Annotated in this window: 16 protein-coding genes and 1 tRNA gene; 10 read left to right on the forward strand and 7 right to left on the reverse strand. The window is 52.9% G+C overall.

The window, feature by feature from the left end; translation table 11 throughout:
- The first annotated feature begins 173 nt into the window (after positions 1-173).
- On the forward strand, positions 174-1,406 hold the full coding sequence (locus EYB48_RS15085; protein ID WP_162021203.1) for an argininosuccinate synthase: 1,233 nt from the start codon (positions 174-176) through the stop codon (positions 1,404-1,406).
- A 126-nt stretch (positions 1,407-1,532) separates the two neighbouring features.
- On the forward strand, positions 1,533-1,847 hold the full coding sequence (gene ppnP, locus EYB48_RS15090) for a pyrimidine/purine nucleoside phosphorylase (protein WP_162021204.1): 315 nt from the start codon (positions 1,533-1,535) through the stop codon (positions 1,845-1,847).
- 91 nt (positions 1,848-1,938) lie between these two features.
- On the opposite strand, the gene EYB48_RS15095 is transcribed toward ppnP, so the two are convergent.
- Positions 1,939-2,445, reverse strand: a complete 507-nt coding sequence (locus tag EYB48_RS15095; RefSeq protein WP_162021205.1) for a hypothetical protein — start codon at positions 2,443-2,445, stop codon at positions 1,939-1,941.
- A 178-nt stretch (positions 2,446-2,623) separates the two neighbouring features.
- Positions 2,624-4,177 carry a murein biosynthesis integral membrane protein MurJ gene (gene murJ / locus EYB48_RS15100; protein WP_162021206.1) on the reverse strand — a complete coding sequence of 518 codons (1,554 nt, stop codon included), beginning with the start codon at positions 4,175-4,177 and terminating at the stop codon, positions 2,624-2,626.
- A 114-nt stretch (positions 4,178-4,291) separates the two neighbouring features.
- On the opposite strand from murJ, the gene EYB48_RS15105 reads away from it, so the two are divergent.
- Entirely contained in the window at positions 4,292-5,380 is a 1,089-nt protein-coding gene (locus tag EYB48_RS15105; protein ID WP_162021207.1) for a serine hydrolase domain-containing protein, read from the forward strand.
- Between the two features lie 38 nt (positions 5,381-5,418).
- Here the strand turns inward: EYB48_RS15105 and EYB48_RS15110 are convergent, their stop codons facing one another.
- Together EYB48_RS15110 and EYB48_RS15115 are read right to left on the reverse strand one after the other, a co-directional pair.
- Positions 5,419-5,721 carry a cupin domain-containing protein gene (locus tag EYB48_RS15110; RefSeq protein WP_162021208.1) on the reverse strand — a complete coding sequence of 101 codons (303 nt, stop codon included), beginning with the start codon at positions 5,719-5,721 and terminating at the stop codon, positions 5,419-5,421.
- A 129-nt stretch (positions 5,722-5,850) separates the two neighbouring features.
- The gene (locus EYB48_RS15115) at positions 5,851-6,330 is read right to left on the reverse strand and encodes an Lrp/AsnC family transcriptional regulator (RefSeq protein WP_162021283.1); all 480 of its coding nucleotides are present in this window, start codon (positions 6,328-6,330) and stop codon (positions 5,851-5,853) included.
- A 191-nt stretch (positions 6,331-6,521) separates the two neighbouring features.
- Between EYB48_RS15115 and kynB the strand changes: the two genes are divergently transcribed.
- The 4 genes from kynB to EYB48_RS15135 all read left to right on the forward strand — a co-directional run bounded on the left by kynB (position 6,522) and on the right by EYB48_RS15135 (position 10,161).
- A complete protein-coding gene (kynB, locus tag EYB48_RS15120) occupies positions 6,522-7,160 on the forward strand; it encodes an arylformamidase (protein WP_162021209.1) in 639 nt (212 codons plus the stop codon).
- 68 nt (positions 7,161-7,228) lie between these two features.
- Positions 7,229-8,491 (forward strand): kynureninase, encoded by a 1,263-nt coding sequence (gene kynU / locus EYB48_RS15125; RefSeq protein WP_162021210.1) that lies wholly within the window; start codon positions 7,229-7,231, stop codon positions 8,489-8,491.
- Positions 8,492-8,583: 92 nt separating this feature from the next.
- A complete protein-coding gene (kynA, locus tag EYB48_RS15130) occupies positions 8,584-9,438 on the forward strand; it encodes a tryptophan 2,3-dioxygenase (RefSeq protein ID WP_162021211.1) in 855 nt (284 codons plus the stop codon).
- 96 nt (positions 9,439-9,534) lie between these two features.
- Positions 9,535-10,161 carry a LysE family translocator gene (locus EYB48_RS15135; protein WP_162021212.1) on the forward strand — a complete coding sequence of 209 codons (627 nt, stop codon included), beginning with the start codon at positions 9,535-9,537 and terminating at the stop codon, positions 10,159-10,161.
- A 169-nt stretch (positions 10,162-10,330) separates the two neighbouring features.
- On the opposite strand, the gene EYB48_RS15140 is transcribed toward EYB48_RS15135, so the two are convergent.
- On the reverse strand, positions 10,331-12,073 hold the full coding sequence (locus tag EYB48_RS15140; protein ID WP_162021213.1) for an amidohydrolase: 1,743 nt from the start codon (positions 12,071-12,073) through the stop codon (positions 10,331-10,333).
- Between the two features lie 251 nt (positions 12,074-12,324).
- On the opposite strand from EYB48_RS15140, the gene EYB48_RS15145 reads away from it, so the two are divergent.
- Positions 12,325-12,933: a fumarylacetoacetate hydrolase family protein gene (locus tag EYB48_RS15145; RefSeq protein WP_162021214.1), complete on the forward strand. Its 609-nt coding sequence runs from the start codon at positions 12,325-12,327 to the stop codon at positions 12,931-12,933.
- Between the two features lie 94 nt (positions 12,934-13,027).
- On the forward strand, positions 13,028-13,831 hold the full coding sequence (map, locus tag EYB48_RS15150; RefSeq protein WP_408058312.1) for a type I methionyl aminopeptidase: 804 nt from the start codon (positions 13,028-13,030) through the stop codon (positions 13,829-13,831).
- 752 nt (positions 13,832-14,583) lie between these two features.
- Here the strand turns inward: map and EYB48_RS15155 are convergent.
- Together EYB48_RS15155 and EYB48_RS15160 are read right to left on the reverse strand one after the other, a co-directional pair.
- Complete coding sequence (locus EYB48_RS15155) at positions 14,584-15,054, reverse strand: hypothetical protein (protein ID WP_162021215.1); 471 nt, start codon at positions 15,052-15,054, stop codon at positions 14,584-14,586.
- Positions 15,055-15,689: 635 nt separating this feature from the next.
- Positions 15,690-15,764, reverse strand: a tRNA-Arg gene (locus EYB48_RS15160).
- Between the two features lie 188 nt (positions 15,765-15,952).
- On the opposite strand from EYB48_RS15160, the gene EYB48_RS15165 reads away from it, so the two are divergent.
- The gene (locus EYB48_RS15165; RefSeq protein WP_162021216.1) at positions 15,953-17,869 is read left to right on the forward strand and encodes an ATP-binding cassette domain-containing protein; all 1,917 of its coding nucleotides are present in this window, start codon (positions 15,953-15,955) and stop codon (positions 17,867-17,869) included.
- Positions 17,870-17,911: the final 42 nt, after the last annotated feature.

Genomic DNA, 17,911 nt, shown 5'->3' on the forward strand with positions numbered 1-17,911 from the left:
AAATTTACGAAAACCTCTCAACACAGAGGCACGGAGACTCGGAGAAAAACAGGAGAATGGCAAATGCATTTCCAATTTCCTCCTAAGCTTTTCTCTGTGCTTCCTCTGAGTCTCTGTGTCTCCGTGTTGAGAGGTTTTTCGCTTGGCATAACACTATTAACAGAAAGTACAACATGAGCGATATTAAGAAAGTCGTCCTCGCCTATTCCGGCGGTCTGGATACCTCCGTTATTCTGAAATGGCTGCAAGACAATTACCAATGTGAAATCGTGACCTTCACTGCGGATCTGGGTCAGGGCGAAGAGCTGGAACCGGCCCGTGCCAAGGCCTTGAAATTCGGTATCAAACCGGAAAACATCTACATCGACGATGTACGCGAAGAATTCGTGCGCGACTTTGTTTTCCCTATGTTCCGCGCTAATACCATTTATGAAGGTGAATACCTGCTGGGTACCTCCATCGCGCGTCCGCTGATCGCAAAACGCCTGATCGAAATCGCAAAAGAAACCGGTGCCGATGCAATCTCGCACGGTGCGACTGGCAAGGGCAATGACCAGGTACGTTTTGAGCTCGGCGCTTATGCGCTGATGCCAGGCGTGAAAATCATCGCGCCTTGGCGTGAATGGGATTTGCTGTCGCGTGAAAAACTGCTCAAATATGCAGAAGATGCTGGCATCGATATCGACATGAAACACAAAAACGGCGGCGCACCGTATTCCATGGATGCCAACCTGCTGCACATCAGCTTCGAAGGCCGTCATCTGGAAAACCCAAGTGCAGAAGCCGAAGAAAGCATGTGGCGCTGGACCGTCAGCCCGGAACAGGCTCCGGACGCACCGGAATACCTGGACATCGAATTTGAACGCGGCGACATCGTAGCCCTGAACGGCGTGCGCATGTCCCCTGCCACTGTGCTGGCCGAACTGAACCGCCTGGGCGGCAAACACGGCATCGGTCGCCTGGATCTGGTTGAAAACCGTTATGTCGGTATGAAATCCCGCGGTTGCTATGAAACGCCAGGCGGCACCATCATGCTGCGCGCGCACCGTGCGATAGAATCGATCACGCTGGACCGTGAAGTCGCGCATCTGAAAGATGACCTGATGCCACGTTACGCCAGCCTGATTTATAACGGCTACTGGTGGGCACCGGAACGCATCGCACTGCAGACGCTGATCGACCATACCCAACAGACCGTCAATGGCTGGGTACGCATCAAACTGTATAAAGGCAATGTGATTACCGTGGCACGCGATTCGAAAACCGATTCGCTGTTTGACATGAATATCGCGACGTTTGATGAAGACGGCGGCGCCTACAATCAGGCTGATGCTGGCGGCTTTATCAAGCTCAATGCACTGCGTATGCGGATTGCCGCCAACGCGCGTGCAAAACGCGGTCAGTAAGCACTACAGTATGTAATATGAAAATGCCCGCATCTTTGCTTGATGCGGGCATTTTTTTGTCTGTCATTTCGTCTCTCAATTACCGGCGCTTTCACATTGCGCTGAACACTTTTTTCAGGACTAGTCATGAGCACACAGTTTGATCAGGTCAGTATCGTTAAAAAAGCCAACCTCTATTTTGATGGCAAATGCGTTTCCCACACCGTGCTGTTCGCGGACGGCAGTAAAAAAACCCTGGGTGTGATTTTTCCATCCACATTAGTGTTTAACACCGCAGCAGCGGAAATCATGGAACTGAATGCCGGCAAATGCCGCATACGTCTGCAAGGCAGTCAGGACTGGCAGGAATATCAGGCCGGTCAGCAATTTCAGGTAGCGGCCAATTCCAGCTTTGAGATAGAAACGCTGGAAACGCTGGACTACGTGTGTCATTTCATCTGAGGCAGATAGCGACCAGGCTGCTTCATTGACGCTGAAGCTGGATAATGCGCATCCGCTTCAGCTTGAATCTCAGATAGCTTAGGCGTCCGCCTTAGTCGTCGCGCCGGTGTCCATGTCCGTGCTCACGGCCGTGCTCTTCCCGGCGCCATTCACGCCGCTCTTCCCTGCGTTCATGCTCCCAGCGTCGATGATCATCGCGATAGCGGCGGTCGTCATAACGATCCCAGCCATAGACGGGTGCCGGAGCATAACGCCGATAGGACGGCGCATACACAGTCTGGTACCAGTTATCCTGCACAAAATAGACCTGGCGGCCGCAGGCATCGTAGCGATAACAGTGGTGAGACCAGTGATGGATATGGCCGGGTGGTACGCGCAGATACAGTGGCTGTTCGATATACACAGGCGGCCGGTTCACCAGCAGCGGACGTTCATACACCAGTTGTGGACGCATGGTATTGCCTATGTCCAGCCGGCCGTAAAAGCCAGGATCACCGACAGATACCGAGACGCCGATATCGCTGGCCTGGGCGGGGGAAGTGCCTGAAAGACTGGCTGCGGCCAGCGATAAGGCGATGAAGAATGCAGACGCTTTCATGATTTCTGTCCTTGTCCGGGTTGCGCTGTGATGCAGCTCACATGCTACAAGAGTGATGCTTGAGTGCAGCGTGAGTCCAGCATGAGTTCAGCGTTAACGCCGCCCGGATGAAAGCGGATGACAGCAGGATCGCAAGCATTTGTAAGCAGATGTATGCGATCCAGGTATTTGTGCCGGATCAGGCTTTAGACGTTTTGCGGAAATCTTTAAAGCGAAAACCCATGATGCCGAGTGCCGCAAAATACACACCGGCCGAAATCAGTACCAGTCCACACATAATCATCGCGCGCAGATACGGCGTGGATTTCATCTCCAGCCACGGGAACTGATCTGAAATCCAGGAACAGGTGGCGGCCATGATCAGCAAGGCTGCAGCGAGTTTAATGAAGAAAGGCAGCCAGCCAGCGCGCGGCTGATAAATGCCGCGACGGCGCAAACCGGTGTACAGCAAACCAGCATTCACACAGGCGCCCAAACCGACCGACAGCGCCAGCCCGGCATGCGCGAACCATGGCACAAAAATCAGGTTCATCAACTGGGTGGCGACCATCACCGACAGCGCGATTTTGACCGGCGTGCGAATATTCTGTTGCGCATAAAAGCCGGGCGCCAGAATTTTCACCAGAATCAGACCAATCAGACCGATGCCATACGAAAGCAAGGCATTAGCCGTCATATGCACTGCATGATCACTGAATTTACCTTGATGGAATAAGGTCGCAGTCAGCGCTTCCGGGATAATTGCCAGCGCCACTGCGGCTGGCATCGCCAGCAAAAATGTGAGTCGCAAGCCCCAGTCCAGCAAGGCAGAATATTCTTCTTTATCGCCATCGGCATTCGCCTTAGACAGACCAGGCAGCAATATGGTACCCAGTGCCACGCCGAGTATCGCGGTCGGGAATTCCATCAAACGGTCGGCGCTGGCCAGCCAGCTCACGCTGCCCGGGACCATACGTGTCGCCAGATTGGTATTGATCAGAATGCTGATTTGTGATGCAGACACGGCCAGCACGGCAGGCGCCATATTTTTGAGGATGCGACGCACGCCGGCATCCTGCCAGGCGGTGCCGGGCCGCCAGCCTATACGTGGCAACATCCCTACCCGCATCAAGGCCGGTATCTGTATCGATAGCTGCAGCAAACCACCGACAAAGACTGCAATCGCGAGCGCGTAAATCGGCGTTTCCAAATGCTGTGCCAGCCACAGCGAAGCCGCAATCGACGTCAGGTTATACAGCACCGGTGTAAAGGCCGGGATCTTGAATTCACGCCAGGTATTCAGGATGCCGCCAGCCAGCGCCACCATGGACATAAAACCTATGTAAGGGAACATAATGCGGGTCATCACCACACTGGCCGCAAAATCATCCGGCCGGTCGACAAAACCGCTGGCTGCCGCATACATGATGGCCGGTGCACCTGCCACGCCCAGCGCGCAGGTCAGCACTAAGGCCCAGACCAGCAAGGTCGCTACGTGATCGATCAGGTCTTTGGTTTTTTGCTCACCCTGCTGGGTTTTATATTCCGCTAATATCGGCACGAAGGCCTGCGCAAATGCGCCTTCTGCGAACAAACGGCGCAGCAGATTGGGAATGCGAAAGGCGGTATTAAACGCATCGGTCATGCCGTCTGCGCCAAATTTTGTAGTGATCAATACGTCGCGCGCCAGCCCCGTGATGCGGGAAAGCATGGTCATGCCGCTGATAGAAACGAGGGTCTTTAGTAAATTCATAGGCCAGCATTATAGCCTCTGCACTGCACAATCTTCCGTTTTTCCCCTGATTTGGTACACTCTGGCAGCCGAGCCGCAATGCTCTTTTCCGCAGTGTTCTTCCGGAGTCCAATTATGTCTGTGTTTTCACGCTACCGCCGTGCCCTGCAGTTGCCGGGGCTCCTGACTGCCCTGTTGCTGAGCGCCAGCTTCTGTCTGCCAGCCAGCGCTATCGACAACAGCGGTCTGGAAAAAGCAGCGAGTGCGCTGGCCCAGTCCGGTTTTCAAGGTGCGGTTTTGGCCGCGCGTGGCGATCAGGTCTTGCTACAAAAAAGCCTGGGGCAGTTTGGCGAGCTGAATCAGACTTTCCGCTTCGCTTCTATCACCAAGCAGATGACGGCGATACTGGTGATGCAGGAAGTGGATGCCGGCAAATTCAAACTGGATGCCAGTTTAGGCAGCTATTGGCCGGATTATCCAAATGCGGATGCGCGTGCAATCACGCTGCGCCAGCTGCTCACGCATTACTCCGGCCTTTACAATGAAAATGCGATACCTGACTTCCATATGGCGTCGGCCGCACGCGGTGACAATATGCAGGAATTTGCGACTGGCGTGTGCGCTCAGCCGCTCAAGGCCAGCCCGGGCAGCAGCTTTGATTACAACAACTGTGACTACATGGTGTTGGGTGCGCTGCTGGAGCGCATGAATAAGCAGAGGTTTGCGCAACTGCTCAAAAAAAGAATCTTCCAACCCGCAGGCATGAAGCAATCCGGGCTGTATAACGCAGCCATGCCAGACAAGCGCAGCCATGTACACGGCATACTGAATGGCCAGCCTGAACCGGAAGTTAATTTCGCCAGTTATGGCGCAGCGGGTTCCAGCTATGGCACGCTGCAGGATTTGCTGGCGATGAACCGCGCTTTCATACAGGGCAAGCTGATGTCTGCCGCAGCCCGCAACGAGATGCTGAAGCCGAATGCGACTGGTGGTGCACTGGGCGTGTGGGTCTATCCGTTTGGTGGCGCAGATGCGGCTAAACCAACGGTGATCGTTGAACGTCAGGGCTGGATAGCGGGAATAAGAATCTTGAATCTGGTCGATACTGCGAGCGGCAATGTACTGATACTGGTCAGCACCAATGGCGATCTGGATCTGACCCAGACCTGGGCCAATCAAGGCCCGGCGGCGGCCTTATTGAGCGCGTTGATTAAAGCGAAGTGAGTTCTTGCTGCATAACTCGCTGCCGGATATAACTACAATCAGGCAGCGTTATCTATCATCATTAAAGTGCCAAAGCTGCCTCTGGCGACGGCATGGGTTTTACTGGCGGGGACAATGAATAATTCCCCCGCCCTGACCGAAATCACCTTCCCATCCAATTCCAGATTCAATTGTCCATCCAGCACAAACAAGCCCTGATCAAAATCATGCATTTGTGCAGGATAGCCAGTGGCATCCATACGCAAAACTTTCAGACTGGCACCCGCAGCTTTACCCAGCACGGTACTTTGCCAGGCATCAGGGAGCGCAGCGGCGCGGGATTTAACATGAGTCAGCGGCATAATTCAATCACAATCACTAATTACAGCTATTGAACAGGAACAGCACGAGCGTCATTCCGTTTGCGGTCAGCATTTGCTGACCAAATCAACTAAGCAAATTTGATACCACCAAATCTCAACATGCTATTTTCAGCCTTGATCTTGCATCAGTTCCGCTGCAATCTGATGAGTATCTTTTAAAGTCTGCAATACGATATTCGAACGTATATCGAGCACACCCGCCGTTTTATACAAGCGCTCCAGCACAAAGCCAGAGTAGTGTTTCAAATTCCTGGCGCGTACTTTCAGCAGGTAATTTGCATCGCCGGTGATGATGTAAGTCGCCACCACTTCCGGCCATTGCTGCAGTGCCCTAGAGAAATTTTCGTGCCAGTCTTCTACGTCTCGCCGCATCGTCACCTGCACAAAAGCCTCAACTTCTATCCCGACTTTGGTCGCATCAATCACCGCACAATAGTGGTGAATAATGCCTGCATCTTCCAGCGCTCTCACTCTGCGCAGGCACGAAGATGGGGATAAAAATACCTTATCTGCCAATTCCTGATTACTGATACGTCCGTCGGTTTGTAATTGCTGCAAAATTTTCAGGTCGGTCGCATCCAGTTGCATGTATTCGCTTTCGTCCGGGTTCAGGTCAAACTGTGTTTGCTGCATCACAGCAAACAAATTTAGCGGAAAATTTCAAATATTGTCTATATCTGGCAGTATATTCGACTACATCCAAATTACTCCATGCAATTTGCAAGAAATTGTCACGTAATCCGGCATAAAATCACTGCTACTCAATTGCAGGAGTTTTTATGTCCACCGCAACGCATAGCAGCCAGATCTGGGACATCAGTCCCGCCATCAAAACCGGTATTCCGGTATGGCCGGGCGATACCGCCTATCAGGCCGAAACCACCTGGCAAATCGCCGATGGCTGCCCGGTCAAAGTCAGCAAAATCACGCTGTCCACCCATACCGGCGCGCACTGCGATGCGCCCTCACATTACGATATCGACGGTGCCGCGATTGATGAAGTAGCGTTGCATACCTATATCGGTGCATGTCGCGTAATTGATTGCCAGGACGCGGCTCAGGTACTGCCGGAACATGTGCAGCCCTATCTGAGCGAGATTCCGGCGCGCGTGCTATTCCGCTGCTATACCCAGGCACCGCAAAGCAGCTGGGACAGCAACTTCCCCAGCGTGGCAGCCGCCACCATCACGCTGCTCGCGCAACATGGCGTGAAGCTCATAGGCATAGACAGCCCTTCGCTCGATCCACAGGACTCCAAGACACTGGACGCGCATCATTGCATCAAGGCGCATCAGATGGCGATCCTGGAAGGCATCGTGCTCGATCAGGTAGCGGCCGGCGACTATGAGCTGATTTGCCTGCCACTCAAGCTGCACGGCCTGGATGCCAGCCCGGTACGTGCGATTTTGCGGCGCTGAAGGCCAGACATCATTCATCCATATTTTCACTATCCACCACTGAACAATTGATAGAAACAGGAGACAGCATGAGCACCGTAGCGAACACCGTACTGACCCGCGCCGATTGCGAGCGCATGGACGCCAGCGATGCACTGGCCGCATTGCGCGAGGATTTTTTACTACCGGAAGGCATGATTTACCTGGATGGAAATTCACTCGGCGCGCGTCCCAAAGCCTCGCTGGAACGTGCACGCCAGGTCATCGAACAGGAATGGGGCCAGGACCTGATCACCAGCTGGAATAAAGCAGGCTGGTTCGATTTACCCTCGACCCTTGGTGATCAGCTGGCACCACTGATCGGTGCGGACAAAGGCGAAGTCGTGGTGACCGACACGACCTCTGCCAATCTGTTTAAAGCGATTGCAGCGGCCTTGCACATGCAGTCTGCACACACAGAACGCAAGACCATCATTACCGAGCGCAGCAACTTCCCTACCGATATCTACATGGCAGAAGGCATCACGCGCTGGCTGGATCGCGGTTATCAGATTGTACTGATCGATCATCCGGAAGAATTAGCCAGCGTGATCAATGAAAAAACGGCACTGGTGATGCTCACGCATGTGAACTACCGCACTGGCTATCTGCACGATATGAAGGCAGTAACAGCACTCGTCCATCAGCACGGTGCACTGGCACTGTGGGATCTGGCACACTCGGCGGGTGCGGTACCGGTGCAACTGCAAGAGGCGAACGCTGACTTTGCTGTAGGCTGCACCTATAAATATCTGAATGGCGGTCCCGGTGCGCCCGCCTTTATCTGGGTGCCGCACAAGCATCATGCGCAGTTTCATCATCCGCTTTCAGGCTGGTGGGGACATGCGAGCCCATTTGCGATGGACCCGCATTTCAGCCCGACACCCGGCATACGGCGCGCGCTGTGTGGCACCCAGCCTATGATTTCGCTGGCTCTGGTCGGCTGCGGTCTGGATGTGTTCGGCAAAACCTCGATGCAGGCTTTGCGCACTAAATCACTGGCATTGACCGATCTGTTTATCGCCCTGACAGAAAGCCGCTGCGCATCCCATCCATTGAAACTGGTCACACCACGCGCGCATGCACAGCGTGGCAGCCAGGCCAGCTTTGAACATCCGCATGCCTATGCCGTGATACAGGCACTGATTGCACGCGGCGTAGTCGGTGATTACCGCGAACCCGGCATTATGCGTTTTGGTTTCACGCCTTTATATGTCAGCTTTGCCGATGTCTGGGATGCCGTAGAAATCTTGCGCGACATCCTCGATCAGCGCGATTACGACAGCAATTTACAAAAAAATGCAGTGACCTGAGTTCACTGCAACTATTCGTTCAAATCCGCATCGTGCGCGGCCGCACCTCAGTTGCAGCGCCACGATGCCGCCCCAAATTAAGGAAAAATAAGATGAGCTCACACAACGAATCCGCTGGCAAATGCCCTATGGCCTGGCATGGTGCCCAACTCGATTTCTCTTCATCCATGAGTTATGGCGATTACCTGGGTCTGGATCAGGTACTGAGTGCACAGCATCCGCTGTCGCCCAATCACAATGAAATGCTGTTCATCATTCAGCATCAGACCAGCGAACTCTGGATCAAACTGATGCTGCATGAATTACACGCGGTGCGCCGTCAGATCCGCGACAATGATTTGCCACCGGCTTTTAAAATGCTGTCGCGGGTCGCGCGTATCATGGACCAGCTGGTACATGCCTGGGATGTCTTGGCGACCATGACACCGAGTGAATACACCGCGATCCGCCCTTACCTCGGTGCCTCATCCGGTTTCCAGTCGCATCAGTACCGCGAACTCGAATACCTGCTCGGCAATAAGAACGCCACCCTGATGGCGGTCCACGAAAGCAAACCGGAAGTGCATGCGACACTCGATGATGCACTGCGCACGCCATCGATTTACGATGAAGCGATCCGCCTGATGGCACGTCAGGGTCTGACGATAGATGCTGACCGTCTGGAGCGCGACTGGACCCAGCCAGTGACAATGAATGAATCGGTGAAAGCGGCCTGGCTACAGGTCTATCAGGCACCGGAACAACACTGGAGCCTGTATGAACTGGCTGAGAAACTGGTGGACATGGAGACCGCATTCCGCATCTGGCGCTTCCGCCATGTGACGACAGTCGAACGCATTATCGGCTTCAAAACCGGTACCGGTGGCACCGCTGGCGTCAGCTATCTGCGCAAAATGCTGGATGTTGTGCTGTTCCCCGAACTGTTTGCGCTGCGTACCGCTTTATAATCGCAGCACTGGCAACAATGAGGCGAACACGTCTGTGTCTGACCAGGACCGCAACCGGGGCGGTGTTACTCCGGTCAGATCACAGAAAGGCAGCCCATGCTGAGTTTGGAAACCGCCATCAGTTTTTTAGGCATCTCGATTTTACTCGGGCTCAGTCCCGGCCCGGATAATGTGTTCGTCCTCATGCAGTCGGTGATGCAAGGACGGCGCGCCGGCATGCTGGTGGTGCTGGGTCTGTGTACTGGCCTGGTGGTACACACCACCGCCATCGCGATGGGGCTGGCTGCCGTATTTGCCGCATCCGCCATGGCCTTTACCGTCATGAAGCTGATCGGTGCCGCCTATTTGCTGTATCTGGCCTATGGCGCTTACCGCGCACCGGTCAGCACAGCCGACCAGCAGCGTCCACCGGCCTTGTCTGGCCGCCAGCTGTATCTGCGCGGCATAGTCATGAATCTGACCAATCCTAAAGTCGTGCTGTTTTTCCTGGCTTTTCTGCCGCAATTTGTGTCGGCCGAACGGGGGGCGATTGCACCGCAGTTTTTTCAGCTCGGCGGCATCTTCATCCTGGCCACCCTGCTCGCGTTTGGCAGCATCGCCTGGTTTGCCGCCAGTGCCGGTCAGCGTTTGCGCAGCTCGGCCAGCGCTCAACGCTGGCTCAATCGCAGCGCGGCGCTGGTGTTTGCCGGTCTGGCAGCCAAGCTGGCGTTCTCACAACGCTAAATCAGGGACCATCTGTAAAACACAAAGTCCGCATCAAATAAGGCTGTCCAGCCATTTTGCCGCCAACAGGCGCAGCGGTATTGGGTCTTGCTTATTTTGATCTGGCATAGAAGTAAAAAAAATCTGCCCCAGGTGCGACCGGGGCAGATTTTTTTATATTGGCGCCAACTTATTTGGCCGCGGCTTTAGCGGCTTTAGCAGATTTCACTGACGCAGGCGCTTTAGCCTGATAAACCGTATTGCCTTCCTTGATGGTTTCCAAGACCTGGATGCTGCGTAACTGCTCAGGGTCTATCGTCATTGGATTGGCGGATAAAACCACCAGATCGGCCAGTTTGCCAGGTTCTATCGAGCCCTTGCTGCCGTCTTCAAAATGCTGCCAGGCAGCCCACAGCGTGATGCTCTTGAGTGCTACTGCGATCGGCAAACGCTGATCCGGGCCCAGGATGTCGCGGCTGCGGGTACGACGGTTGACCACCGCATCCAGAATCGCAATCGCATCCGGAAAGGCCACCGGTGCATCATGATGCTGGGTGAATTTCATGCCACGGCGCAGTGCCGACATGGCAGGTGAAATCCGGTCTGCACGTTGCGGGCCCAGCGTTTCATCGCGGTGCCAGTCGCCCCAGTAATACGCATGCATGCCAAAAAACGAAGGCACGATACCCAGCCTTTGCATCGCATCGAGCTGTTCTTCGCGCACGGTTTGCGCATGGATCATCACATTGCGCCGGTCCAGCAAGCCATATTTCGCCACCGCCTTGCCCACGCCACTCAGCATCTGATCGGCCGCCGCATCGCCATTGGCATGTACCAGCAATTGCCAGTTGTTGGCATAGGCCTTATCGATCAGACGTTCGGCTTCATCATCGCGGAAAGTCGGATAACCACGATAATCAGCCGGTTTGCCTTTGGGTGGCACATGGTAAGGATGACTCAGAAACGCTGTCTTACCTTGCGGTGAACCATCCAGACTCAGCTTCACACCACCGACCCGGAAATGGCCGCGATAGGCGCGCTGGTTCCAGGCCGAGCGCATAAATTCTTCGGTGAAGGACATGGCCAGATCAGGATAAGACACCACGTCGATCAGCATCTTATTCCCCTGCGCCAGCGCGGCCCAGGTCTTGTTGGTGTTTTCGTCAGAGCGCCCATCCTGACCGGTGGTGAAGCCAAAGCGCGCATACAATTGCTGGCCCGCGAGCAGCATCGCCGCGTAGTCCGTGGGCGATGGCTGGATCAGCTTCATGCCAGACGCAAACCAGGCAGTTTCTTCCAAGACGCCATTGGGCGTTTTACCATCGGCTTCACGCTGTATCTGACCGCCTTCCGGGTCCTTGGAATCAGCGTTCAGACCGACCATTTGCAAAGCCTTGGTATTGAGTACGCCCAGATGACCAGACTGATGAATCACCAGCACCGGCTTATCGCGCGAGACCGCATCGAGTTCCTGCCGGGTTGGCGCACGCCGCTCTTTTAACTGCGCATCATCATAGCCAAAGCCAATGATGATGCCCTTGCTGCGCGCCAGCGGGGTCGCTGCATACGCTTTCAGTATCTGCTGCAAGGCTGCGATGCTATTCCCTTTGCCATCTGGTGCAGGCAGTAAATTGGCCGATACCGCTTGCAAACCGGTCAAAGAGACATGGCCATGCGCATCGACAAAGCCGGGCAACAGCGTCTTGCCTTTCAAGTCGATCACCTTCGTCGTCGCCGACTTGTGCGCCAGCACGCTTTGCTGATCCCCTACCGCAATCAGCACGCCATCCTTGATCGCCAGCGCTTGCGCAGCAGGCTGCGCGTCATTCATGGTGACGATTTGCGCATTGATATAAATCTTATCGGCATCCGCCGCCAAGGCGATGCTGCTCATCGCCATCCATCCCAAACCCGCTGCCAGATTACGCCACATCGCATGCTCCTCAGTTAGATGAATCTTTGCTTCATTCAGTCATTTGTCGCTTTGCGCCCTAAAACCACAAGTGCGTCGCGTCGCCAGTTGCTGATCAGGCAGCTGTTCAAATGACATCATGCATCAAAGCGATGCTGCCCACAAACAGATTTTGTCTGCGTTTGCTGCGCACTTAGTCTGCCTGGCTTTCTGAGAAAATTCCCGGCATCAGTTAAACTGTCGCCTTTGCCGCCGTCTATTCAGGAGTAAGCATGCATACCGTGACACGCGAAGACCAGACCATCGTGCCATCTAAAATCGTCTGCGCTGGCAGAAATTATGTCGCCCATATCGCCGAACTCGGTAATGAGGTACCAGCTGAACCTGTGATTTTCCTGAAGCCGAATTCTGCGCTATCGGAACAATTGCGCGCCGATGGCGAAGACATCCATTACGAAGGTGAAATCAGCTTTTTGCTTAAGGATGGCCAGCTGGACGCCGTCGGTTTCGGCCTCGATCTGACCCGCCGTGCAGTGCAAACCAGCCTGAAAAAACAGGGCTTGCCGTGGGAACGCGCCAAGGCCTTTGATGGCTCGGCCGCGTTCAGCCGCTTTGTGCGCTTTGATGGCAATCCCGAAGAGTTAAGACTGGAATTATGGATAGACGGTCAGTTGGCGCAACAAGGCGGCACACCGCTGATGCTGTTCAAACCGGCGCAGTTACTGGCATCGATACAAAGTTTTATGCGCCTCAATGATGGCGACATCCTCATGACTGGCACGCCGGAAGGTGTGGGCCCGGTACGCCAGGGTGCCAGCTACTGCGGCCGGATTTATGCCGGTGACAACCTGCTGGTGGAACACAGCTGGATCGCCATCTGAACTGAGCACGAACACCGGGCTTTAAATACACCAACACCAGTGTGTTGCAGCACCACTGTCAGGCGGCTGCGACACACTGACACCACTGAGAAGAATGATGAAGCACAGAAGTAAAATCCCATACCACAGCGCGGCCAACATAGAAAAATCGCGTATCGCGGCACAACTGGCGGCCGATGTGCTGCATATGATCACACCGCATGTCAAAGCTGGCGTCAGCACTGAACAGCTGGACCAGATCTGCCACGACTACATCGTCAATGTACAAAAAGCGATACCCGCCAATATTGGCTACCACGGTTTTCCTAAGACTATTTGCGCCTCTGTGAATCAGGTGATTTGCCACGGCATCCCATCCGGCCTGGTACTGAATGAGGGCGACATCCTCAACATTGACGTCGCGGTGATCAAAGATGGCTGGTACGGCGATACCAGCCGTATGTATCTGGTCGGTGCGGTCAGCGCAGAAGCGCAACATCTGGTGCGCACTACCTATGACTCGCTGTGTGCCGGTATCCGTCAGGTCCGTCCCGGCAATACGCTGGGCGACGTCGGCTATGCGATACAACAAGTCGCAGAAAAAGCCGGTTACAGCGTGGTCCGGGATTACTGTGGCCATGGCATAGGCAAGATTTACCATGATGAACCGGAAGTGCGCCACTATGGCCGCCGTGGTGAAGGTATCGTGCTGCAGCCTGGCATGATCTTCACCATAGAGCCGATGATCAATGCCGGTAAAGCGGCAACCCGCCAGCTGGCCGATGGCTGGACCGTGGAAACCCGCGATGGCTCCTGGTCGGCGCAATGGGAACATATGGTGGTCGTCACAGAAACCGGCTGCGAAGTGCTGACCGCCTGGCCAGAAGCCGATCCGGCTTATCCGGATGTGTTTGCTTAATTCCTGATTGGTCGTGGTGGTGTGGGCGCAGTGCGAAACTGCTCAGCCCACACTGCTTCTGGCTGCAGCTATGAGTACTGCATTTTGGGCGCAAATTTGACGGAAAGCCGCGCTGATGCGTGCATCGCAGATCGGGCAAAAACGCCTGTGCGGTCAAAGCATTCGATTTCGCAAAAAGTACGGCTAACAAACTGTTAGAGTCGAATTTTTGCCGCCACAGAAAATTCCCCAGCTATCGTTTACAGCGCGACATATCGATGACGCGGGATGACATCGTGATGTAACGATTCTAAAAAGTGCACACCGCATTCAATCAACATAAAACCATATAAACAGGCTATTTTATGTAACGATTAATGTAACGATTAATGTAACGATTAATGTAACGATTAATGTAACGATTAATGTAACGATTAAAGAGGAATTGCATAAGGAGTAAAGCTTTAAGTATTCACCCCGGCGATGCCCGCCGCCCCAAGCATCAACCGATCTAGCTTATCCGACGAAATTGATTCAAAATAAAACGAAAGGCTAGTAACACCAAGCGAAAGCTGATTCACTTGATTCAGCCAGACACTTATAGGCAAGTAAAATTTGACGATGTGAGATGTGGAAATTAATTCCACCGAGAGAAGTTAAATGCACTATCTATTCATTGAATCACAAAAAAAACACCTAAAATTTGCGTAACAACGGCACAAGAAGTAAGTTTAAGCGAAAAAATTTCTCGCCTTTTCGCGAGCATACTCTTGCTAAGAATTTAAACCGCGCTCACTCATACCACGCAGTAAATCGGATTTGACATCGTCAAAACTTGCAGATCCTTCTCCGTTGACTTTTACGATTTCCGAAACAATTTGATCGAAACTCATATTGACGTTCCTTAACTTCCAACGATACTCCTTAACCTCGCTAGGGGCTCCACTATCCTTCATTCGCTCATAAACAAAAGCCCCAACGTAGCACAATACGTACAACCAACTTAGAAGTGTAGACAGCAGTCCAAAAATTAGAAAAACGGACCAAAAGAAAGTCTTCGCGTATACCGTTTGTTTCTTAAAATCTGAATTTAACTCTTTTAGAGAAAGAGACAACCTACTCTGTCTCATTCCAATTTTGTTTAGATTTTTTTCAAAAAGAGAATTGAGGACAATCACTCTATTTACGATAGAAGTTAGATAAAGCAAAAAAGCGATAGCAAGTCCAGTTTCATAAGACAACATATATTTTTCCTTTACATGGTTACCCTAATAAAAATTATTTATTTTTTATTGAAAATAATTTTTTAAAGAGACCAATTTTTCCAGATAATTTTATGATACTTTTAAAAACGTATTCGTTATATCAGATCAACATGTCGTAGAGCAAACATTTAAAGTTACAAAAAACGCCATTGACTATGGCATTCTTCGATGCAACTCCTGTCAACCCATTGCCTGCTACCATCAGGCTCTAAACTTGTCAAATTTCCCAATTGACGAAATCTTCATTTACAAGCAAAAACCTGAAGAATTATCGATCGAAATTGCCAAAGGCTCTGAGTAATTTATCGGCCTAGGATCGATTGTAGAAGCGTACGATGTTCAGGTTTACGTGTGTGAATAAACTAAAGCATTCGATTCACGCGATACTTTAACTGTATATCTACACACCATCCGCTGAACGACGTTCTAGTACTCACCATATTTACCTTCGCATGCGTAATTGGTGCGTAAATCGTGCGTAATTCAAGTTCGGATCGAAGCAAAAACGCGCTTACATGAGGGTATTGCAGACTTTAAGAAACCTACAGGACACGCCTGAAACCTATGTTAAATATGGGTTTGAGGGAAATTGCCAGGTTTTAAGATGTGGGAACTGGTCCCGCCGACAGGAATCGAACCTGTATCTTACGCTTAGGAGGCATACGTTCTATCCATTGAACTACGGCGAGACACGGTGTGAAACGCCATGACGGCGCTTCAGCAAGCCCGCCATCTTACCTGACTGGACAACAACAATCAATTCACGCTTGCATGCAGGATGCGGCGCGGATGGTGGAAGCTGCTGCGGTCTCGCGTACAATACGGTTTTTTTCAATGCTGTGCGGCACCCCGGGCTGCGCACTTCCCTCAGGAATTTATGGCTGTTATTTCATTAAGCGATGCCCAACTGGCATTCGGTCACGTAGCTTTGCTCGATCATGCAGAGTTTTCCCTGGAAACCGGCGAACGTGTCGGTCTGATCGGCCGCAATGGCACGGGCAAGTCTTCCCTGCTCAAAATTATCGCCCGTACGTCCAGGATAGATGACGGTTTGCTCGTGATGCAGCAAGGTCTGAAAATCGCCTATGTAGAACAGGAGCCGCAATTCTCTGCCGAGATCAGCGTGTTTGACGCGGTCGCTTCCGGCCTCGGTGAGCTGCCTGCGCTGTTGCAGGAATATGAAAGCCTGACCGGTCAGTTTGGCGGTGACAATGACGATGCGCTGATGGAGCGCATGCATGACATACAGGTGATACTGGATGCGGCTGACGCCTGGAGCCTGTCCAACAAAGTCGAAACGACCCTGGACAAACTGAATCTGCGCCGTGATTCCATCATGGGCACTTTGTCGGGCGGGATGAAAAAACGGGTGGCGCTGGCCTGCGCCCTGGTCGGCGCGCCGGACGTGCTGCTGCTCGATGAACCGACTAACCATCTGGATTTTTCGTCGATCAAATGGCTGGAAGGTCTGCTCAAAGACTTCAATGGCAGCGTGTTATTTATCACGCATGACCGCTCTTTCCTGGATAACGTGGCGACCCGTATTGTGGAACTGGATCGCGGCAAGCTGACTTCTTTCCCGGGCAATTTCAGCACTTACCAGACGCGTAAGGAAGAACAGCTGGAAATCGAGGAAACTGAAAATGCCAAGTTCGATAAGCTGCTGGCCCAGGAAGAAGTATGGATACGCAAAGGCGTGAAAGCGCGCCGCTGCCGCGATGAAGGACGGGTACGCCGGCTGGAAGATCTGCGTCTGCAGCGCAGCGCCAGACGCGACCAGCAAGGTCAGGTCAAACTCGATATCACGACCGGTGAACGCTCAGGCAAAATCGTGGCGGAACTGGAAAATGTATGCAAATCCTTTGGCGACAAAGTAATCGTCAAAGACTTCTCCAGCATCATCCTGCGCGGTGACAAAGTCGGCCTGATCGGCCAGAACGGTGCCGGTAAAACTACCTTGCTGAAGCTGATACTCGGTGAAGATCAGCCTGACAGCGGCATGATCAAACAGGGTAGCAAACTGCAGGTCGCTTATTTTGACCAGATGCGTGCCCAGCTGAATGAAGATACCAGCCTGGCCGATACCATTTCGCCGGGCAGTGACTGGGTTGAGGTGAATGGTCAGCGCAAGCATGTGATGTCGTATCTGGGTGACTTCCTGTTCGCACCGGAACGCGCACGTTCGCCAGTGAAATCGCTGTCCGGTGGTGAGCGTAACCGCTTATTGCTGGCGCGCCTGTTCGCGAAACCAGCCAACGTGCTGGTACTGGATGAACCGACCAATGATCTGGATATCGATACCCTGGAATTGCTGGAAGAATTATTGGAAGACTATAACGGCACTGTTTTCCTGGTCAGCCATGACCGCACCTTCCTCGACAATGTGGTGACCCAGGTGATCGTGTCTGAAGGCGAAGGTCAGTGGCGTGAATTTATCGGTGGCTATACCGACTGGGAACGTTATCGCGATACCGTCAGCAGCAAGCCAGCGAAACAAGAAGCCAAAGCAGATAACAAAGCCAATGCTGCGACCACGGCAGCCAGTGCAGCCCCGGCAGCCAAAGGCAAAAAACTCAGCTACAAAGAACAGCGTGAGCTGGAAGAATTACCTAAACTGATCGCGCAACTGGAGCAGGAACAAGCTGCCATTACCGCAAAACTCAGCGATGCCGACTTGTATAAAAACGGGCCGGATCAGGCCAATCAGTTGAATGCGCGCTTTGCAGAAATTGATGAGCAATTGCTGGAAGCGCTGGAAAAGTGGGAAAACATAGAAGCTAAATCTAAGGGCTAAGCGCCCTCCCTGTACGGGGGCATGATCGCCATGCCCCTTTCT

Origin of the sequence: Cognatundibacterium crateris, assembly GCF_010078235.1 — a bacterium.
GTDB classification, from domain to species: Bacteria; Pseudomonadota; Gammaproteobacteria; order Burkholderiales; family Burkholderiaceae_D; genus Undibacterium; species Undibacterium crateris.

Coding starts and splice junctions, on each gene's coding strand:
- EYB48_RS15085 (WP_162021203.1), top strand. CDS start 174: ATGAGCGATATTAAGAAAGTCGTCCTCGCCTATTCCGGCGGTCTGGAT.
- ppnP (WP_162021204.1), top strand. CDS start 1,533: ATGAGCACACAGTTTGATCAGGTCAGTATCGTTAAAAAAGCCAACCTC.
- EYB48_RS15095 (WP_162021205.1), bottom strand. CDS start 2,445: ATGAAAGCGTCTGCATTCTTCATCGCCTTATCGCTGGCCGCAGCCAGT.
- murJ (WP_162021206.1), bottom strand. CDS start 4,177: ATGAATTTACTAAAGACCCTCGTTTCTATCAGCGGCATGACCATGCTT.
- EYB48_RS15105 (WP_162021207.1), top strand. CDS start 4,292: ATGTCTGTGTTTTCACGCTACCGCCGTGCCCTGCAGTTGCCGGGGCTC.
- EYB48_RS15110 (WP_162021208.1), bottom strand. CDS start 5,721: ATGCCGCTGACTCATGTTAAATCCCGCGCCGCTGCGCTCCCTGATGCC.
- EYB48_RS15115 (WP_162021283.1), bottom strand. CDS start 6,330: ATGCAACTGGATGCGACCGACCTGAAAATTTTGCAGCAATTACAAACC.
- kynB (WP_162021209.1), top strand. CDS start 6,522: ATGTCCACCGCAACGCATAGCAGCCAGATCTGGGACATCAGTCCCGCC.
- kynU (WP_162021210.1), top strand. CDS start 7,229: ATGAGCACCGTAGCGAACACCGTACTGACCCGCGCCGATTGCGAGCGC.
- kynA (WP_162021211.1), top strand. CDS start 8,584: ATGAGCTCACACAACGAATCCGCTGGCAAATGCCCTATGGCCTGGCAT.
- EYB48_RS15135 (WP_162021212.1), top strand. CDS start 9,535: ATGCTGAGTTTGGAAACCGCCATCAGTTTTTTAGGCATCTCGATTTTA.
- EYB48_RS15140 (WP_162021213.1), bottom strand. CDS start 12,073: ATGTGGCGTAATCTGGCAGCGGGTTTGGGATGGATGGCGATGAGCAGC.
- EYB48_RS15145 (WP_162021214.1), top strand. CDS start 12,325: ATGCATACCGTGACACGCGAAGACCAGACCATCGTGCCATCTAAAATC.
- map (WP_408058312.1), top strand. CDS start 13,028: ATGATGAAGCACAGAAGTAAAATCCCATACCACAGCGCGGCCAACATA.
- EYB48_RS15155 (WP_162021215.1), bottom strand. CDS start 15,054: ATGTTGTCTTATGAAACTGGACTTGCTATCGCTTTTTTGCTTTATCTA.
- EYB48_RS15165 (WP_162021216.1), top strand. CDS start 15,953: ATGGCTGTTATTTCATTAAGCGATGCCCAACTGGCATTCGGTCACGTA.